At 57.0% G+C, this 18,667-nt stretch carries 16 protein-coding genes; 2 read left to right on the top strand and 14 right to left on the bottom strand.

Annotated elements, in window-relative coordinates; genetic code table 11:
* Positions 1–96 precede the first annotated feature (96 nt).
* Positions 97–1,032, top strand: a complete 936-nt coding sequence (locus SIC19_RS17420; RefSeq protein ID WP_127401590.1) for a LysR family transcriptional regulator — start codon at positions 97–99, stop codon at positions 1,030–1,032.
* A gap of 13 nt (positions 1,033–1,045) precedes the next feature.
* Here SIC19_RS17420 and SIC19_RS17415 read toward each other — a convergent pair whose 3' ends face one another.
* On the bottom strand, positions 1,046–1,648 hold the full coding sequence (locus SIC19_RS17415; protein WP_127401592.1) for a tRNA-(ms[2]io[6]A)-hydroxylase: 603 nt from the start codon (positions 1,646–1,648) through the stop codon (positions 1,046–1,048).
* A gap of 194 nt (positions 1,649–1,842) precedes the next feature.
* Here SIC19_RS17415 and acnB point away from each other — a divergent pair, with 194 nt between their 5' ends.
* On the top strand, positions 1,843–4,437 hold the full coding sequence (acnB, locus tag SIC19_RS17410; RefSeq protein WP_127402401.1) for a bifunctional aconitate hydratase 2/2-methylisocitrate dehydratase: 2,595 nt from the start codon (positions 1,843–1,845) through the stop codon (positions 4,435–4,437).
* Positions 4,438–4,729: 292 nt separating this feature from the next.
* On the opposite strand, the gene putP is transcribed toward acnB, so the two are convergent.
* The 13 genes from putP to SIC19_RS17345 all read right to left on the bottom strand — a co-directional run bounded on the left by putP (position 4,730) and on the right by SIC19_RS17345 (position 18,594).
* Positions 4,730–6,220: a sodium/proline symporter PutP gene (gene putP, locus SIC19_RS17405; protein ID WP_085680104.1), complete on the bottom strand. Its 1,491-nt coding sequence runs from the start codon at positions 6,218–6,220 to the stop codon at positions 4,730–4,732.
* Positions 6,221–6,435: 215 nt separating this feature from the next.
* The gene (gene putA, locus SIC19_RS17400) at positions 6,436–9,615 is read right to left on the bottom strand and encodes a bifunctional proline dehydrogenase/L-glutamate gamma-semialdehyde dehydrogenase PutA (protein WP_127401594.1); all 3,180 of its coding nucleotides are present in this window, start codon (positions 9,613–9,615) and stop codon (positions 6,436–6,438) included.
* 199 nt (positions 9,616–9,814) lie between these two features.
* Positions 9,815–10,594 carry an AraC family transcriptional regulator gene (locus tag SIC19_RS17395; RefSeq protein ID WP_041333774.1) on the bottom strand — a complete coding sequence of 260 codons (780 nt, stop codon included), beginning with the start codon at positions 10,592–10,594 and terminating at the stop codon, positions 9,815–9,817.
* Between the two features lie 67 nt (positions 10,595–10,661).
* On the bottom strand, positions 10,662–11,294 hold the full coding sequence (gene tmk, locus SIC19_RS17390; RefSeq protein ID WP_091644344.1) for a dTMP kinase: 633 nt from the start codon (positions 11,292–11,294) through the stop codon (positions 10,662–10,664).
* Positions 11,291–12,358 (bottom strand): endolytic transglycosylase MltG, encoded by a 1,068-nt coding sequence (gene mltG, locus SIC19_RS17385; RefSeq protein ID WP_091644341.1) that lies wholly within the window; start codon positions 12,356–12,358, stop codon positions 11,291–11,293. Before mltG ends, tmk begins: the two co-directional genes overlap by 4 nt.
* A 4-nt stretch (positions 12,359–12,362) precedes the next feature.
* Positions 12,363–13,181 carry an aminotransferase class IV gene (locus SIC19_RS17380; RefSeq protein WP_091644340.1) on the bottom strand — a complete coding sequence of 273 codons (819 nt, stop codon included), beginning with the start codon at positions 13,179–13,181 and terminating at the stop codon, positions 12,363–12,365.
* Between the two features lie 7 nt (positions 13,182–13,188).
* Positions 13,189–14,436, bottom strand: a complete 1,248-nt coding sequence (fabF, locus tag SIC19_RS17375; RefSeq protein WP_091644337.1) for a beta-ketoacyl-ACP synthase II — start codon at positions 14,434–14,436, stop codon at positions 13,189–13,191.
* A 115-nt stretch (positions 14,437–14,551) separates the two neighbouring features.
* Positions 14,552–14,785 carry an acyl carrier protein gene (acpP, locus tag SIC19_RS17370; protein WP_007154069.1) on the bottom strand — a complete coding sequence of 78 codons (234 nt, stop codon included), beginning with the start codon at positions 14,783–14,785 and terminating at the stop codon, positions 14,552–14,554.
* Positions 14,786–14,918: 133 nt separating this feature from the next.
* Positions 14,919–15,662: a 3-oxoacyl-ACP reductase FabG gene (gene fabG / locus SIC19_RS17365; protein ID WP_041333768.1), complete on the bottom strand. Its 744-nt coding sequence runs from the start codon at positions 15,660–15,662 to the stop codon at positions 14,919–14,921.
* Positions 15,663–15,678: 16 nt separating this feature from the next.
* Entirely contained in the window at positions 15,679–16,614 is a 936-nt protein-coding gene (gene fabD / locus SIC19_RS17360) for an ACP S-malonyltransferase (RefSeq protein WP_091644335.1), read from the bottom strand.
* 129 nt (positions 16,615–16,743) lie between these two features.
* Entirely contained in the window at positions 16,744–17,745 is a 1,002-nt protein-coding gene (gene plsX, locus SIC19_RS17355) for a phosphate acyltransferase PlsX (RefSeq protein ID WP_267285175.1), read from the bottom strand.
* Positions 17,746–17,788: 43 nt separating this feature from the next.
* Positions 17,789–17,968 carry a 50S ribosomal protein L32 gene (gene rpmF, locus SIC19_RS17350; protein WP_036205010.1) on the bottom strand — a complete coding sequence of 60 codons (180 nt, stop codon included), beginning with the start codon at positions 17,966–17,968 and terminating at the stop codon, positions 17,789–17,791.
* A gap of 71 nt (positions 17,969–18,039) precedes the next feature.
* Positions 18,040–18,594, bottom strand: a complete 555-nt coding sequence (locus tag SIC19_RS17345; protein WP_075194781.1) for a YceD family protein — start codon at positions 18,592–18,594, stop codon at positions 18,040–18,042.
* Between the last annotated feature and the right edge of the window lie 73 nt (positions 18,595–18,667).

Genomic DNA, 18,667 nt, shown 5'->3' with positions numbered 1-18,667 from the left:
TAGCAAATAAGTAAAAATCATTGTGTAAATAGTAACCCAAGGGTAACCTATCGACAAAATGGGATATTTTCATAACCTTATTCGGAATAATCGATTATGAAGTTTAGCTTCCGCCAACTCGAGGTCTTCCTGGCTGCGGCGCACTTCCAGAACATCACCCGTGCGGCGGATTCCCTGGCAATGTCTCAGTCCGCGGCCAGTAGCGCCCTGAAAGAACTGGAGAGCCAGTTTGATATCCAGCTCTTTGACCGGGTCGGAAAACGACTGCAGCTCAATGAGCTCGGCCGTCTCTATCGGCCAAAGGTCGAGGCTTTGCTGGCCCAGGCCGGGGAGCTGGAACAGGCGTTCAGCAAGCATACCGAAGTCGGCGCCCTGAAAGTCGGGGCTACCCTCACTATTGGTAACTATCTGGCTGTTGGCGTCATGGCCCAATACATGAATACCCCTACCCACCCGATAGTGGCGCTAGAAGTAGCCAACACCCGCACCATTGCCCAACGCGTCAAGGATTTCGAACTCGACATCGGGCTGATTGAAGGTGAACTGCAATCTTCTGAGCTGGAGGTTATACCCTGGCGAGGCGACGAGCTGGTGGTCTTCTGTTCCCCGGACCACCCCTTTGCCCGGAAGGACAGGCTTTCGGATGCAGACCTTCGCTCGGCAACCTGGGTGATGCGTGAGCAGGGTTCCGGCACCCGGCAGACCTTTGAACGCGGCATGCACGGCCTGCTTCCAGACCTGGACATACTACTGGAACTCGAGCATACCGAGGCGATCAAACGGGCGGTGGAGGCCAACCTTGGGATCGGCTGCCTGTCACGGGTGTGCCTTGCTGATGCATTCAGGCGGGGCAGCCTCGTTCCGTTGAAGGTTCCGGAGGAACGACAGTTCGACCGAACCTTCTATTTCATCCTGCACAAACAGAAGTATCGGAGCGCCGGCATCGACCGCTGGATCGACCTGTGCGAGCAACTTCAGGATCCACCGCTTCCGGAGGAGCGTGGCCTACTGTACGACAGGACACCCTCTTGATCCCGCGTTACAGTCAGACTGGCCCGCTGTGAAACCGGAACTCGGTGTCTGGTGTCTCAATCAGTTGTTGCTCCAGCGCGAGGAAGGTCGCCACCCGATCCTCCACCGAATTCCCTGCGGCGTGCTCGGCTAGTGTCAGGTAGTCACGGTAGTGTCGGGCTTCGGACTTCAGGAGTCCGGTGTAGAAATCCGACAGTGTCGCATCCAGATGCGGTGCCAGAGCTGCGAACCGCTCGCAGGAACGGGCCTCGATAATGGCACCCACGATCAGCACGTCCACCAGCCGACCGGGATCTTCTGTGCGTACTTCCTGCCGTAACCCGGCTGCATATCGAGCCGGGCTCAGGTGACCGTAACTCACTCCCCGCTTTTTCATGATAGCCAGCACTTGCTCGAAATGGCGCAACTCTTCCCGCGCAAGACGCGACATCCTGTTGAGCAGGTCCGTGTTATCGACGTAGCGATACATCAAACTCAGGGCCGTGGACGCTGCTTTTTTCTCACAATGAGCATGATCAATCAGCATCAGGTCCTGATTAGCGAGGGCGTTTTCAATCCATCGCTGTGGTGTTCTACAGGGCAGGAAATCATGAATCTCGTCGAGGGCTTTGGTCATTGTTTACAGCAAGTCAGGTTCTCGGGCGCGGCAGTATACCGCAACGACCCATAATATCCGACCACAGTCCAACTTAACTTTATAAGGGGTTTCCTATAGAATGCAGCGCCAACTTAGCGCCTTTTCGCCATAAAACTCCCGCCAGGCAACGACGCCCACGGCGCGGGACATTCCAACTGATGAGGGTCCATATCGTGTTAGAAGCCTATCGTGAACACGTTGCAGAACGCGAGGCTCTGGGCATTCCCCCAAAGCCTCTGAACGCCGAGCAGACTGCCGCTCTGGTCGATCTCCTTAAGAACCCGCCAGCCGGCGAAGAAGATACGCTGGTCTATCTGCTTGAGAACCGCGTTCCTCCGGGTGTGGACGAAGCCGCTTATGTAAAAGCTGCTTTCCTGACTGCCATTGTTAAGGGTGAAGCGACGTCTCCCCTGCTGGACAAGCCGAAGGCCGTTGATCTGCTGGGCATGATGCAGGGCGGTTATAACATCGCGACCCTGGTCGACCTGCTGGACGATTCTGAACTGGCCGAACAGGCCGGCGAAAAGCTCAAGCGCACCCTGCTGATGTTCGATGCCTTCAACGACGTGAAGGAAAAGATGGACGCCGGCAACGCCGTTGCCAAGGACGTCATTGAATCCTGGGCCAACGCCGAGTGGTTCACCAACAAGAAGAAGGTTCCTGAAAGCACCAAAATGGTGGTTTTCAAGGTGACCGGCGAAACCAACACCGACGACCTGTCACCAGCTCCCGATGCCTGGTCCCGTCCGGACATCCCGCTACACGCCCGCGCTGCCTATAAAATGGAGCGTGATGGCCTGAAGCCGGAAGAGCCCGGTGTTACTGGCCCGATGAGTCAGATCGACGATATCAAAGCCAAGGGCCTGCCCGTTGCCTTCGTTGGCGACGTGGTCGGTACCGGCTCCTCGCGTAAGTCTGCCACCAACTCAGTACTGTGGTTCTTCGGTGACGACGTTCCGGGTGTTCCGAACAAGCGCGCCGGCGGCGTGTGCATTGGCAATAAGGTAGCCCCGATTTTCTTCAACACCATGGAAGACGCTGGTGCCCTGGTTTTCGAAGCACCGGTTGACGACCTGAACATGGGCGACGTTATCGACATCCGTCCCTACGAGGGCAAGATCCTGAACGAGACGGGTGAAACCATCTCGGAATTCGGCTTCAAGTCAGAGGTTATCCTGGACGAAGTTCAGGCCGGCGGCCGTATTCCGCTGATCATCGGCCGTGGCCTGACCGCCAAGGCGCGCGCAGCACTGGGTATGGGCGCAACGGACATCTTCCGTCTGCCGAATGATCCGGAAGAAGGCACCAAGGGCTTCACCTTAGGCCAGAAGATGGTCGGCAAGGCCTGCGGCCTGGAAGAAGACAAAGGCGTTCGCCCCGGCACCTACTGCGAGCCACACATGACTACCGTGGGCTCCCAGGATACCACTGGTCCGATGACCCGTGATGAGCTGAAAGACCTGGCCTGTCTGGGCTTCCAGGCCGACCTGGTGATGCAGTCATTCTGTCACACCGCCGCCTATCCGAAGCCGGTTGACGTGGAAATGCAGCACACCATGCCGGACTTCATCCGCACCCGCGGCGGTGTTTCCCTGCGCCCGGGCGATGGCATCATCCACTCCTGGTTGAACCGCATGCTGTTGCCGGACACTGTCGGTACCGGTGGTGATTCCCACACTCGCTTCCCAATGGGTATCTCCTTCCCGGCCGGATCCGGTCTGGTGGCGTTTGCTGCAGCGACGGGCGTTATGCCCCTGGATATGCCGGAATCCGTTCTGGTTCGCTTCAAAGGCGAAATGCAGCCGGGCATCACCCTGCGTGACCTGGTACACGCGATCCCGCTGTACGGCATCAAGCAAGGCATGCTGACCGTTGAGAAGAAGGGCAAGATCAACGAATTCTCCGGTCGCATCCTGGAGATCGAGGGCCTTGAGCACCTGACCGTTGAGCAGGCATTTGAGCTCTCCGACGCGTCGGCCGAGCGTTCCGCAGCCGGTTGCACCATCAACCTGTCTGAAGAGTCCGTGGCTGAGTACCTGCGCTCCAACATCACCATGCTGCGCTGGATGATCGCCGAAGGTTATGGCGACCCGCGTACCCTGGAGCGTCGCGCCCAGCAGATGGAAGAGTGGATTGCTGATCCCAAGCTGATGCGTGCCGACCAAGACGCCGAGTACTCTCATGTTGTTGAAATCGATCTGGCTGACATCAAAGAGCCGATCGTATGCTGCCCGAACGACCCTGACGACGCCAAGTTCCTGTCCGAAGTCGCCGGCGACAAGGTCGACGAAGTGTTCATCGGTTCCTGCATGACCAACATCGGCCACTTCCGCGCTGCTGGTAAGCTGCTGGAGATGAACAAGGAGCCGCTGAAGACCCGTCTGTGGATGTCTCCGCCGACCAAGATGGACCAGGCGCAGTTGATGGAAGAAGGCTACTTCAACACCTACGGCACCGCCGGCGTTCGCACCGAAATGCCGGGCTGCTCCCTGTGCATGGGTAACCAGGCCCGCGTGGCAGCCAAGTCCACAGTGCTGTCCACCTCCACCCGTAACTTCCCGAACCGCCTGGGCGATGGTGCCAATGTGTACCTGACCTCTGCGGAACTGGCAGCGGTTGGTGCGGTACTGGGCAAACTCCCGTCTCCGGCGGAGTACATGGAGTACGCCAAGGACCTGAACAGCATGTCGAAAGAGATCTACAAGTATCTCAACTTCGACCAGATGGAGAACTACACCAAGAAGGCGTCTGAAGCGAACGTTGCTTAAGATCTGACCTTCCGGTTTAGCTCCATGGAAACGCCAGCCTTCGGGTTGGCGTTTTTTTTGGTCTTACATGAGTAGCCTGCTGGTGATGGGGCTGGGCCCGCCGCGGGGTACCTTTTCTTCTGGGAAAAAGAACTCGCTCCGCTCAGACATCTTTTCCCCGGCAGAAAAGGTACCCCACACCGTGCCCGACCTGACTGATTGGATATACCCCCAGAAACCAGTCTCTCCCGCACAAAAAAAGGGCTCCCGAAGGAGCCCCTTATCTTACTCGGAACGTTGAAAACGCGCCTGTTTACCGGGTGATGTGCTGATACTCACCGGCATCTTCAGTAACCGAGCTCACCACCATAATGGCAATGAAAGCAGCAATGAAGCCAGGAATGATCTCGTACACGCCAGGACCACCCATGAACTCACCGTTCCAGCCCAGAGAGATCCAGATCATGACCGTGGCAGCACCAACAACCATACCTGCGATGGCGCCAGCGCCGTTTGTGCGCGGCCACATCAGTGACAGGATAATCAGCGGGCCAAATGCGGCGCCGAAGCCTGCCCAGGCGTTACTGACCAGGGCCAGAACCTGAGAGTTCGGGTCGGAGGCAATAACCGCAGCTACCAAGCCTACCAGTACAACACACACACGGCCTACGCCCACGCATTCCTTGTCGGTCGCTTCTTTACGCAGGAACAGGCGGTAGAAGTCTTCGGTCAGTGAAGAAGACGACACTAGCAGCTGGCTGGAGATGGTACTCATGACCGCAGCAAGCAGTGCCGCGTAGAGGAAGCCAGTAATCAGCGGATGGAACAGCAGGTCCGAGAGAAGGATAAAGATCGTTTCCGGATCTTCGATATTCATGCCATTGCGAATCGCGTATGCCCGGCCAAACACACCAAGGGAGACGGCGCCAATCAGGGAGATAAGCATCCAGGACATGCCGATGTTACGGGCAGTCGGTACTTCATCAAGCGTACGGATCGCCATGAAACGAACAATGATGTGTGGCTGACCGAAATAACCCAAACCCCAGGTTACCGCAGACAGCCAACCGATGAGCGTCAGGCCTTCCGTCCACGACAGGAGCGTGGGGTCGACTTCGTTCAGTGTCTGTGACGCCTGGGCGAAACCACCGCCGCCTTCACCAAAGAGCACAACCGCCGGCATGATGACCAGTGCCAGCATCATGATGCAGCCCTGTACGAAGTCCGTCATGCTCACTGCCAGGAAGCCGCCAACCACGGTGTAGGCCAAAACCACACCCAGCGTGATGACAATACCAACGGCATAGTCACTCAAGCCGCCAAAGTTAAAGATGCCGGAGAACGCACTTTCAAACAGCTTGCCGCCCGCAACCAGACCGGATGCAGTGTAGACCGCGAAGAAGACAACGATGACGATGGCGGATACGGTGCGCAGGGACAGCGCCTGTGTCGGGAACCGGTTGGCCAGGAAGGACGGGATGGTAATCGCATTACCATAGTGAACCGTTTGTTCTCGAAGACGTGGCGCTACCAGGGTCCAGTTAAAGAACGCGCCCACAAGCAGGCCGATACCGATCCAGGCCGAACCCAGGCCCGATGCAAACAGCGCCCCGGGCAACCCGAGAAGCAGCCAGCCACTCATGTCCGAAGCACCAGCCGACAGGGCTGCCACCTTTGGACTGAGGGCTCGCCCACCCAACATGTAATCTTCGGATGAAGACGTAGCTCTGCGCATGGCATAAACGCCGATGGCGATCATGAGCGCAAAGTAAGCAAATAGACTGATCCAAACACCAATAGCCATGAAACTCCTCCAGTTCAATTGGACGGAATCAACTCCGACCGTTTAGCGCGCTTACCATGGTGAACCCGGTAGTCGCACCCTTTGTTTTTTTAAATTCCCTAAACTACTCACGTAATTAACGCGCTACGACTTACAACGCCAGCCTCCCCATCTCAATACTTACCTCCTATCGTTCAGGTTTTCGTTCCGCACTGCCTTGTGAGCAAAGCGCCCTATCAAACCTTTTCAATGCCAAGCGACAACAGTGACGCGTTTCCACCCACCGCCGTGGTGTTGATGGTGCGGGTTCTCTCCGTAGCAAACCGCAGCAGGTAGTACGGTCCTCCAGCTTTGGGACCGGTACCGGAAAGCCCCCTCCCCCCGAAAGGCTGAACACCAACAACCGCGCCAATCTGGTTTCGGTTAACGTAGGTATTGCCCACTTTTACCCGTCGCTCGATATAGGCCGCAGTGGACTCACTTCTGCTGTGAATACCCAGGGTAAGCCCATAACCCGCCGCATTAATTTCATCGATCACATCGTCCAGCTTCTCTGCAGTGTAGCGGACTATATGAAGAACGGGGCCGAAGTGTTCGTCTTTCAACTCGTTGATACTTGAAATGACGTAGGCGGACGGTGGAATAAAGTAGCCCCCGCTGCAGGCCTTCGGTAATGGCGACTGCGACACCAAGCTGGCATGGTTGCCCAGCTCGGTCAGATGGGCTTTCAGGTCATCCTGCGCCTTTTGGTCAATAACCGGCCCTATATCGGTGCTATGACGCTCAGGGTTACCGACAGTCAGTTCCTGCATCGCGCCCGCCAGCAGGCTTTCTGTACGATCAGCGACCTCTTTCTGGATATAAAGCACACGCAGTGCCGAACAACGCTGCCCGGCACTGGCGAAAGCGGACTGGATGACATCTCTGACCACCTGCTCCGGCAGCGCACTGCTATCCACAATCATGGCATTCTGTCCGCCGGTCTCGGCGATGAGGGGCACAATCGCCCCTTCACGCTGCGCCAGAGTGCGATTGAGGATGTGCGCTACCTGTGTAGAGCCGGTGAAGGCGACGCCGGCAATTCTGGGGTCCGGGGTCAGTTTGCCGCCGATTGTTGCGCCATCACCGGGTAAAAATTGAATCACGTCGGGTGGGAAGCCCGCTTCCAGCATCAGCTCAAAAGCTCGCTGAGCAACCAGACTTGTCTGTTCCGCAGGCTTGGCGATCACGGCATTCCCTGCCACCAACGCCGCCATCACCTGGCCTGTAAAAATAGCCAGGGGGAAGTTCCAGGGGCTGATGCAGAGGAAGACACCCCGCCCTTCCATGTAGAGCTCATTGCTCTCGCCTGTAGGGCCAGGTAGAGCCATGGCCTTGCCAAAGCGGGATCTGCCCTGGAGGGCATAATAGCGGCAGAAATCGACGGCTTCGCGCACCTCGTCGATACCATCCTGAATGGTTTTTCCGGCTTCACGGCAGCAGATCGCCATGAGTTCCTGCATATTCACTTCCATCAAGTCGGCGTATCGCTCGAGACAGTCGGCGCGATCCTCCGCCGGGCGCTCCCGCCAGGAAGCGAAGCCTTCCGTTGCAACGGCCAGAGCTTCTTCCGCCATGGCTTCGGTCGCCCAGTACACCTGACCAACGTGCTGGGAACGATCGTAGGGCGCATGGACATCACTCTGCGATCCATCCCGGCGCTTTTCGCCACGAATGACTGGCGCAGCTTCCCAGCGTGTCATTGCCCATTGGCCAAGATGGTTCAGTAACGGGTCCAAATGGGCAGCCACATGGATATTCATCCCTTTGGAGTTGCGCCGCTCGTTGCCAAAGATATCGACGGGCAGTGGAATACGGTCGTTGGGCAGTGAGTCGTATCCCTGCAGTTCCTGAACCGGATTCTGCACCAGAGCCTCTATGGGCGTTGCCGCGTCTACCAACCGATGAACAAATGAGGAGTTTGCACCATTCTCCAGCAGCCTTCGTACCAGATACGGCAACAGATCTTTGTGAGCACCAACAGGGGCGTAGATACGAACCGGAAGGTTGTTGGCCTCAAGGATGCTGTTGTAGAGGGCGTCGCCCATACCGTGCAGGCGCTGGAACTCGATCTTGCGCCCTTTGTTCCTCGCCATGGTCAGAACCGAGGCAACCGTATGGGCGTTGTGGCTCGCAAGCTGCGGATACAGCGCTCCTTCGGTGTAGTCACTCAGCAAATAACGCAAACACGCCAGATAGGAGGTATCGGTGGCCTCTTTGCGCGTGAATACGGGGTAGCCCTCCAGGCCCAACTGCTGGCAGATTTTGATCTCGGTGTCCCAGTAGGCTCCTTTGACCAGGCGAATGGGGATCTCGTCACCCTGCTGTTTCGCCAGTTTGGTCAACCAGCACAATACCGGCAAAGCACGCTTGGAATAGGCCTGGATAACCAGGCCAAAACCACCCCACCCCTTTGCAACCGGTGACGTAAATGCCTTCTCAAACAGCTTTAGCGAGATTTCCAGCCGATCCATTTCCTCGGCATCGATAGTAATGGACACCTTCTTTTCCCGCGCAAACGTCAGCAGGTCAATGACCGTTGCGTAGAGCTCTTCCAGAACCCGCTCTTCCTGGGACACCTCGTATCTAGGGTGCAGTGCGGATAGCTTGATGGAAATCGAAGGTGCCGGTGCCCGGCTGTTCGGGTAGGTATCGTTTCCCACGGACTCAATGGCATCCATGTAGTCTTTCAGATAACGGTCAGCGTCGTCCCTGGTCATTGCCGCTTCGCCGAGCATGTCGAAGGAGTAGGTGTAGCCCAACTCCCGGTACTCGCGGGCGTTCCTCAATGCTTCGTCGATATCCCGTCCGAGTACGAACTGTTTGCCCATAATGGCCATGGCCTGGTACATCGCACTCCGAATGACCGGCTCGCCACTGCGCTTGATAAGACGCTTCCAGATACTGGACGGGGAACCATCCAGCCGTTTATCCATTTTGACCACACGGCCGGTCAGCAGCAGTCCCCAGGTGGAGGCGTTAACCAGGGTCGACTCACTGCGGCCCACGTGCTTCTTCCAGTCGGCGTCCGACAGCTTGTCCTGAATCAACGCATCGGCGGTGTATTTGTCGGGGATACGCATCAACGCCTCGGCCAGACACATCAGCAGGATGCCTTCTTCGGTATCAAGGCTGTATTCCTGCAGCAATGCGTCAACCATATGGACCGAGTCATCCTGCTCGCGGACCTTTCTGATCAGGCTCGTTGCCGTTTCAGCGACGTCTCGATGCTCAGAAGCATTGCTTTGGGCAAGGGGAATCAGTTCTTTGAGGTAACGTGTTTCGTCGACGGCGTAGTTGGCAGTAATCGATTGCCAGAAGAACGACTTTGGCTGTTCCTGAAATGCAGGCTCGAGCACCTTGCTTGCATTGAACATCTGAGCGCCTCGCCGACGGTTCCCGTCAATGGCCGGGCCCCTCGAACTTTTTATGGTTGGGTCAAACAACGCGCACATACCGAACTGCGCTGTGACGTGATCAGCTACCCTGTTAAGTTAGTATTACTACGGACTGCAAGCTTACAAAATCCTACGATTCTTTTGTAAATTCGTCCGAAAATGAGGCTTTTTTAACAAATCAGGCGACTTTGTCACCAAAACGCAACCTGGAGGGTGTCGTACCCTTGTGTTTTCTGAGGGCGTTGGTGAGGGCACTTTGGGAGGAAAATCCAGTTCGATAACTGACTTCGGAGACCGAAAGGGATGTCATGGTCAGGAATTGCACGGCCTGGTCAAGTCGGGTCTGGAGCAGAAACTGGTGGGGGGTAATACCCGTCACGTCACGGAACATCTCGTGGAAGCGGCTGACACTCAGGCAGGCCACACCGGCAAGGTCGCTTACCGATATCTTGCGCTGAATATTCTCCATGATGTAACGGCGGATCGTGTCGGGGCTGATGGCATGGCGGTTCTGGCGAACCTCCCTGCCTTCGTTCAGGCGTTCGGCCATGCAGTGCAGGATGCTTGCCCCCATGTGCCGCAGCATATCCTGATTATCCGGCGAGCGATCGAACTCTCCCGCCACGAACTGAACCAGCCCTTGCAGCTTATTGTCCAGAACCAGTGTCCGCGGCCGCTCAAACAGGGGCGCGAGCGTTTCATACTCACTGTGGCCCGGACTATTGATGGCTGGCATGTAGGGATCGAGATTGATAACCAGAACGTGGTTCTGCAGGTCACCACAGTAATCATGGCGCGCTTCAGTGGGGACCAGGCAGGCTCGCCAGGTGTCCAGGTGCGAACCTGTTCCGTCCACACTCAGGTCGGCCTCTCCACGAACACCGACAACAATCTGGTGATGCTCGTGACGATGGTGGTGTGAAGCGGTGGGAAGCTTGAGCAAACGTGCGTCCAACATGCCCGCGATCCGGAAATTTCCTGAGAATGTAGCTCAATTAAAGCAGATCATCGGCAAACTTGCACGACTACGCCCGATTCACCAGATTCCGAAGCAAGCCCGCGACCTCGTCGCTGACCGTCTCAATCGGCTGAGAGGCGTCCACAATGTGATAACGGCCCGGCGCGTTGGCGGCGCGAGCGAGATAGGTTTCGCGTATTCGCTCAAAAAATGCTACCGCTTCCTGTTCGAACCGGTCCAGGTCGCCCCTGTGGCGGGCACGGGTCATACCGGTTTCCACCGGTGCGTCCAGCAGGATAACGTGATCCGGGCGCACCGTACCCTGCACCAGGCTTTCCAGTAGCGCTATGCGATCGGCGGGCACACCACGCCCTCCCCCCTGATAGGCAAAGGTGGCGTCGGTGAACCGATCACACAGCACCCAGCGACCAGCCTCCAATTCAGGAAGAATACGCGTATGGAGGTGTTGTGCCCTGGCGGCGAACATCAGGAGCAGCTCGGTGGTTTCGTTCACGGGCTCATCACGCGGCGCCAGCAACAGCTCGCGAATGGACTCCGCCATCGGGGTGCCGCCGGGCTCTCGGGTCACAACGCATTCAACACCAAGCGCGTCCAGCGTACTTGCGGCGTTCGCTAGTTGAGTGGACTTCCCAACCCCTTCCGTACCTTCAAAGGTAATAAACTGCCCCCGTCGGGTCATTGGTCACCCTCTTCCGCTGCTGTATCTGGAGACGGAGTTGGAGAGGAACGGTAGTCTGAACGGCGGTTGAGCTGAAACGCCCTCACGGCCTTCTGGTGTTCCGCCAGGGTTTTCGAGAACTTGTGGGTGCCATCGCCGCGCGCCACAAAGTAGAGCGTGTCGCCTTCAGCCGGATTCAGGGCCGCATGAATCGCTTCCCTGCCTGGCAACGCGATGGGCGTGGGCGGCAGCCCGTCGATCCGATAGGTATTGTAGTCGGTGTGGGTTCGCAGATCCTTACGGGTGATTCGCCCCTGGTACTTCTCCCCCATCCCATAGATTACGGTAGGATCGGTCTGCAACCTCATACCTTTCTCCAGGCGCCGGACAAAGACACCGGCGACTTCTTCTCGCTCATGGACCGCACCGGTTTCGCGCTCAACAATCGACGCCATAATCAGAGCTTCATAGGGAGAATCGTAAGGCAGGTTTTCAGCCTTAGCCTGCCATTCCGTCGCAAGCACCTCTTCCATTCGCTCAAAGGCCCTGCGTAGCAGGTCAAGGTCGGTTTCACTGCTGGTAAACAGATAGGTATCCGGGAAAAAGCGGCCTTCAGGATGCGACCCGTTGGCACCCATCTCTTCCATGATCCGCTCGTCGGTCCAGTCGGCGGTCACCTGCCCAAGACGCTCACTGCTGGCGAGCGCGGCGCGCATGTCACGGAAGGTCCAGCCTTCAATAAACTGAATCTGCCAGTGTTTGGTGTCACCGGCGACCATCGCATTGATCATGTCGAGACTGGTCATGCCATCGGTGAATTCATATTCGCCAGCCTTTAATAGCGCCTGCTCCGGGTAAAGACGACCATGAATCTTCAGCCACAGACTGTCGCCCACAAGGCCTTCCGCTTCGAGTTTACGCGCAACCTGACCGTAACCGCTCCCGGAGGGCACGCTGAACAGAACCGGCTCATCCAACGCTACAGGTTGCTCAAGGGTCTGAAGCCCCTGCCATAACCAGAGACCACCCCCGGCAAGCGCCAGGACGGAGAGACAGAACACACAGATGAGTAACTTCTTGAACAAGCTTTTATTCCAAAGTTTTCAGAGGGTCGCAGATTGTCTCAAGCCCATCATCAACTGGCAAATCAACGCTGCCCAATCTGCGAACCGCGACAATGCCGACAACGCTGTTAACGAGATACAGTCCACGCAGCCCGGGTGACGACAGTAACGCAGGCTGGATGATCTGCTCCCGGATGGTATGGCCGGATGCGCGCAGACACTCAAGGGCGTACTGCCGCATGACACCTGCCACCGCAAGGCTCTCAACCGGCGGAGTTACCCACTCGCTCTCCATCCTGACAATAAGGTTGGTTCGCGTCCCCTCAAGCAACTGCCCGTCGGCATTCGCCATGATCAGTTCGAATTCCTCGCCACTGAACTCACGGCTTGCCATCACCTGCTCCAGCCGGTTCAGGGTCTTGATACCCGCCAGCCTCGGATTCACGGTGAGTGGAAACTGCGACAGCGCTGCGACCACACCCCCCGGTGCGGGGAGCGTGGGCATCGGTGAGGAGGTAACAATCAGGTTTGGCACACATTCGACAGGCAACCGGTATCCTCGCCCACCACTCCCCCGAGTGAGGACCAACTTCAGCACCCAGCCGTCATTGCCGTATCGGGAGGCCAAATCGCAACCCGAGCGGGTAATTTCAGCATCCAGGTCACTACGCTCGACCGGAATGCCCAAGCGGCCGGCATCGGCCACCATACGATCCAGATGGTGTGATCGCAGCAGGGCTTGCCGGCCACGCATGCGGATAGTTTCAAACAACCCGTCGCCGTAGGCCAACCCACGATCTGTCGCGGAAATACCGTTGCCGTCGGGACGAATAACGTTCAACACAACCCGATCAGCCCTCGTAACGACGGAAAATCAGGGTGCCGTTTGTACCGCCAAAACCAAAAGAGTTGGACAACGCAACCCGGACATCTGCCTTGCGGCTCTTGCCGGCTACAAAATCCAGGTCACAACCATCATCGGGATCGTCAAGGTTGATGGTCGGCGGCAGCACACCCTCCCGGATCGCCAATACTGAAAAAATCGCCTCAATGGCCCCTGCAGCGCCAAGCAAGTGCCCGGTCATGGACTTGGTACTGCTGACTGCCAGCGTGTAAGCGTGGTCGGCAAATACCGATTTCACTGCAGACACCTCTGCCAGATCCCCTACGAGCGTGGAAGTGCCATGGGCATTGATGTAGTCGATGTCGTTGGCGCCGAGCCCGGCGTCGCGAATCGCATTCTTCATGGAGCGCGCGGCACCCTCACCGTTTTCAGGGGGAGCGGTTATATGGAACGCATCGTCGCTCATACCGAAACCGATTACTTCGCCATGAATGGTGGCTCCACGGCGTTTAGCATGCTCGAGATCCTCCAGCACCAGCACGCCAGCGCCGTCGCTGAGCACAAAGCCATCCCGGCCTCGATCCCACGGCCGGCTGGCCTTTTCCGGTTCGTCATTGCGGGTGGACAACGCACGCGCTGCCGAAAACGCGGCAATTGAGCTTCGGGTGGTGGCCATTTCCGAACCGCCAGCCAACATCACATCGGCATCACCGTAAGCAATGGTGCGCGCCGCATAGCCAATGTTATGGGTGCCGGTCGTGCAGGCTGTCACGATCGCGATGTTTGGGCCCTTGTAGCCAAAGCGGATAGCCACGTTTCCTGAAATCATGTTGATTACGGAGGCTGGCACGAAGAACGGAGACACCTTTCGCGGCCCGGACTTCTCCATGGTGATCACGTTCTTCTCGATGTATTCAAGGCCACCGATGCCTGAGCCGATGGCAACCCCAACCCTTTCACGATCAAGATCGGTGTATTCATCAAGGCCACTGGCGTCCACGGCCTGCTGGGCCGCAATCAGGCCGTAATGAATGAAGGCATCCAATTTTCTGGCGTCCTTCGTGGACAGGTAAGGTTCCATATCCAGATTCTTGATGCCACCGCCGATCCGTGTGTTGTATCCGGTGGTATCAAAGCGGTCGATCCCGGCAATGCCGCTGCGACCGGAACGAATACCGTCCCAGGACGAATCCACATCGTTACCCAGTGGCGAGAGCATTCCCATGCCTGTGATTACAACACGTCGTTTAGCCATACCCCTTCACCTGAGTTTCTTGCTGATCATGAACTGTCATTCCTGCCAATAAAAAAGCCGTCCGATGTCTAATCACATGGACGGCTTTTGCCTGGCGTATAAAGCGTGCGGAGTATCAGGTGTGCGCGACGATGTAGTCGATCGCGTCCTGGACACTCGCCAGCTTTTCCGCTTCCTCGTCGGGAATCTCGGTCTCGAACTCTTCTTCGAGTGCCATGACCAGCTCAACGGTGTCCAGTGAGTCAGCGCCAAGGTCCTCTACAAAAGAAGATGTGTTCTGAACTTCGGACTCTTTAACGCCCAACTGCTCACAAACGATCTTCTTCACGCGCTCTTCAACTGTACTCATAATGTCCTCACTTTTGTGTCAACCAAGCAACTTAAGTGCTGCCAGTTTAGTTTAAACCATACCTGCAAACAAGCAGGGGTTCCATTCAAACATGTTGTGCGACAAGGGTTTGCGCACACGCCCCCCTCAGGGACTATCCCATGTACATACCACCGTTAACGTGGATCGTTTCACCCGTCACGTAACCAGCGGCCTCCGACGCCAGGAAGGCAACCACCGCAGCCACTTCTTCCGGCTCACCCAGACGACCGGCAGGTATGACTTCCATCATAGCCTCACGTTGCTTGTCGTCCAGTTTTCGGGTCATATCCGTATCGATAAATCCGGGCGCTACACAATTGGCGGTAATGCCCCGGTTCGACATTTCTTTCGCCAGGCTGCGGGTAAAACCCTCAACTCCGGCCTTGGCAGCGCAATAGTTGGCCTGTCCTGGGTTACCCATACCAGCCACAACCGAGCTGATATTGATCACCCGACCCCATCGCGCCTTGGCCATTCCCCGCAATACGGCCTTGCTGGTTCGGTAGACGCTGGACAAGTTGGTTTCCACCACGGCCGCCCAGTCATCGTCCTTCAGCCGCATCAGCAGATTATCACGAGTGATCCCTGCGTTGTTGACCAGGATCGCCGGCGCACCAGCTTTCTCGTTGATTTCCTTCAGGCCAGCCTCGATGCTGTCCGGGTCGGCGACGTTCATTACGATACCGAAACCCTTCGCGCCTGCTGCTTTCAGGTCAGCGGAAATCGACTCGGCGCCATTCTCACTGGTTGCCGTACCGACCACCATGGCGCCCTGATCTGCCAGCGCCTTTGCAATGGCCTTTCCGATCCCGCGAGTTGCACCCGTTACCAGCGCTGTTTTGCCTTCAAGAGACATGTGTTGCTCCTATTTATTACTGTCCAAATGCCTCTGACGCCTTTGCCAGCGCATCCGGCTCGTCAATGCCGTAAACCGACAATTCACGGTCAATGCGCTTCGCCAGCCCTGCAAGGACCTTACCGGCGCCGCACTCTACAGCGATCCGCACATCATTTGCCACCAGTTTACGAACTGTATCGGTCCACAACACCGGAGAGTATAGCTGCTTGACCAGATTAGCCTTGAGGGATTCACTGTCCTGAGCGACAGAAGCGGTAACATTCTGTATTACCGGGATGACAGCATCGTTAAACGTTACTTCGTCCAACGCGGTTGCCAGTTCCTCCGCGGCTCCCTTCATCAGGGCACAGTGGGAAGGTACACTCACCGGCAATGGCATGGCCTTGCGGGCGCCTCGGGCCTTGCAGGCTTCGATGGCGCGTTCAACCGCCCCAGCAGCACCTGCAATCACGACCTGCCCAGGGGCATTGAAATTGACGGCGGCCACCACATCGCCATTTGCCGCCTCGGCACAGGCGGCGGTTACGTCGTCGTCCTCGAGACCAATAATGGCTGCCATCTTGCCTTCGCCGGCTGGCACAGCGGCCTGCATGAGCTCCCCACGCAGGCGCACCAGTTTAATGGCGTCAAAGAAGTTCAGGCTTTCCGCGGCGACCAGCGCGCTGTACTCACCAAGGCTGTGCCCGGCGACAAAGTCAGGCGCCTGACCTCCGGCTACAAACCACTGCCGCCAGAGCGCGACACTCGCTGCCAACAGCGCTGGCTGGGTAACCGTGGTCTGATTGAGCTCTTCCGCAGGTCCATGCTGGCACAGGTGCCAGAGATCATAGCCCAGCACATCGGAGGCTTCGGAAAACGTTTTTTCTATGATCGGCCAGTTCTCGGCAGCTGCTCCCAGCATGCCGACAGACTGCGATCCTTGTCCGGGAAAAATAAAGGCTGATTTCATAGTGGGAATCTTACCGTCAATGAGGGGTTACGGGAGATTAGCCAATAGTACAACCTGGGGGCCGATCCGGCCAATCTAGCAAAAATGGGGAGAGACTTTAGTCTCAGGGAGAGGCCAAGGCTTGAGCGCTTAGATCATCAGGTCGTCAAGACGTTCGTTGATACGGCTGGGCACTTCCAATTCTACTTCACGAACCGCCTGACGTATGGCCGCCAGCATGGCGCGCTCGTTGGCGTTGCCATGGCTCTTTATCACCACCCCTTGGAGGCCAAGGAGACTGGCACCGTTGTGCCTTGAGGGGTCCATAAGCCGGAGCAGCCGTCCGATGATCGGCCGCGCGAAGAAGCCGACGCACTTGCCGTAAAACGTTTTCGTAAAGGCTTGTTCCAGCAATTCAATCAGCAGACCGGCAACACCCTCACCCGTCTTCAGGGCAATATTCCCGACGAAACCGTCGCACACCACCACATCCGCCACGTCGCGGAACAGATCACTGCCCTCGATGTATCCGATGTAGTTGATGGTATCGCACTGGGCCAGCATGTGAGAGGCAAGCCGCACTTGCTCATTGCCCTTGATCTCCTCTTCGCCAACATTGAGCAGAGCGACTCGAGGTTCTGGCTGATTGCAGATGGCCGATGCCATCAGTGAGCCCATCAGTGCGTACTGATAGAGGTTTTCCGCAGTGGAGTCCACGTTGGCGCCCAGATCGAGCACGTGGCAACGCCCCCGAAGCGACGGAATCAGTTTGGCGATTGCAGGGCGCTCAATACCCGGGTACATACGGATAACAGAACGGCCGAACGCCATGAGCGCGCCGGTATTGCCAGCACTGACACAACCTTGAGCAACGCCATCGCGAACAAGCCCCAGCGCCACGGCCATGGACGAATTGCGTTTGTGGCGAAGCGCATGGGAGGGCCGCTCATTCATCCGCACTACATCGGCAGCTTCGACGATACGAATTCGCGAGTGCCCAGGATGCAACAAAGCCTCGAGCTCACTCCGGATTCCTACCAGAACGAGACTCAAGGCTTCGTTTTCTTTCACCGCATCCAGTGCAGCGGAGGCCACAACATCGGCTCCGCGATCACCACTCATGGCGTCAATTGCGATGGTGACCGGCTTCACCGTTCCTCCATCTCGCACTGGCGGGTGGATTGCTCGCGACGGTTTACTCGTCGCGAGCCTCAATTACCTGCTTGCCACGGTAAAAACCGTCCGGCGACACGTGGTGACGACGATGCACTTCACCAGTCGTGGTGTCAGTGGACAGAGCTGCCGTGCTCAGAGCATCGTGTGAACGACGCATACCGCGCTTTGAGCGGGTTTTTCGATTTTTCTGTACAGCCATGATTATGCTCCTGACCTGATAAACGTGTGTTCGTTAAATTCGCGACGGTTTCCAGGGAAAACGACGCCTGATTAATGTTTCTTTGTCTTGAGATCCGCCAGTACGCTGAACGGGTTGTCTTCAGACTTCCTGACCGGCTCGTCCCCGGATTCATCCGGTTCAAAGGCTTCCAGCTCTTCTCGGGCGGGACATTCGTCACGCTCATGAAGCGGAAACGGCGGCAGAACCAGCAACAGTTCGTCCTCAGTCAAGGACCACAAATCCGCGCTGAAATCGTCCGTCAGAAACGGTTCAAGCTCTTTTGGCAACTGCTGGGCCTGCTCATCGCTGGTCACCAACCCCAATGTAAAGTGGGAGACCAGTGTCTTTTGCATGGGCCCCATGCAGCGCTGACACTCCAGGGTAACCGGTGCTTCCAGCTCACCTGTCACCATGCGTCGGCGTTCGCCGTCCATGGAGAATGACAGGCTCACCCGGCACACTGCGCCGTCCTCAAAACCAAATACAGAATCACCAAAACGAGACAATGCCTGCAGAGGAATTTCTCCCTCCAACACTATTTGTTGCTCTGCCAATCGGTAAGGATCGACAGTTTTGGGCAGCTCGGTGCTTGAGGCTTTTGACATAGGCGCGCAATTTTAGGGACCTGACCGCCCGCTGTCAAAGACTTCATGCGCTTTTGGGCAAGGGTTACACTGC

This window comes from Marinobacter sp. MIT930201 (assembly GCF_047122665.1).
Classification (GTDB): domain Bacteria; phylum Pseudomonadota; class Gammaproteobacteria; order Pseudomonadales; family Oleiphilaceae; genus Marinobacter; species Marinobacter salarius.
The sequence above is the reverse complement of the archived record's forward strand: the minus strand, read 5'-3'. Positions and strand labels throughout refer to the sequence as shown.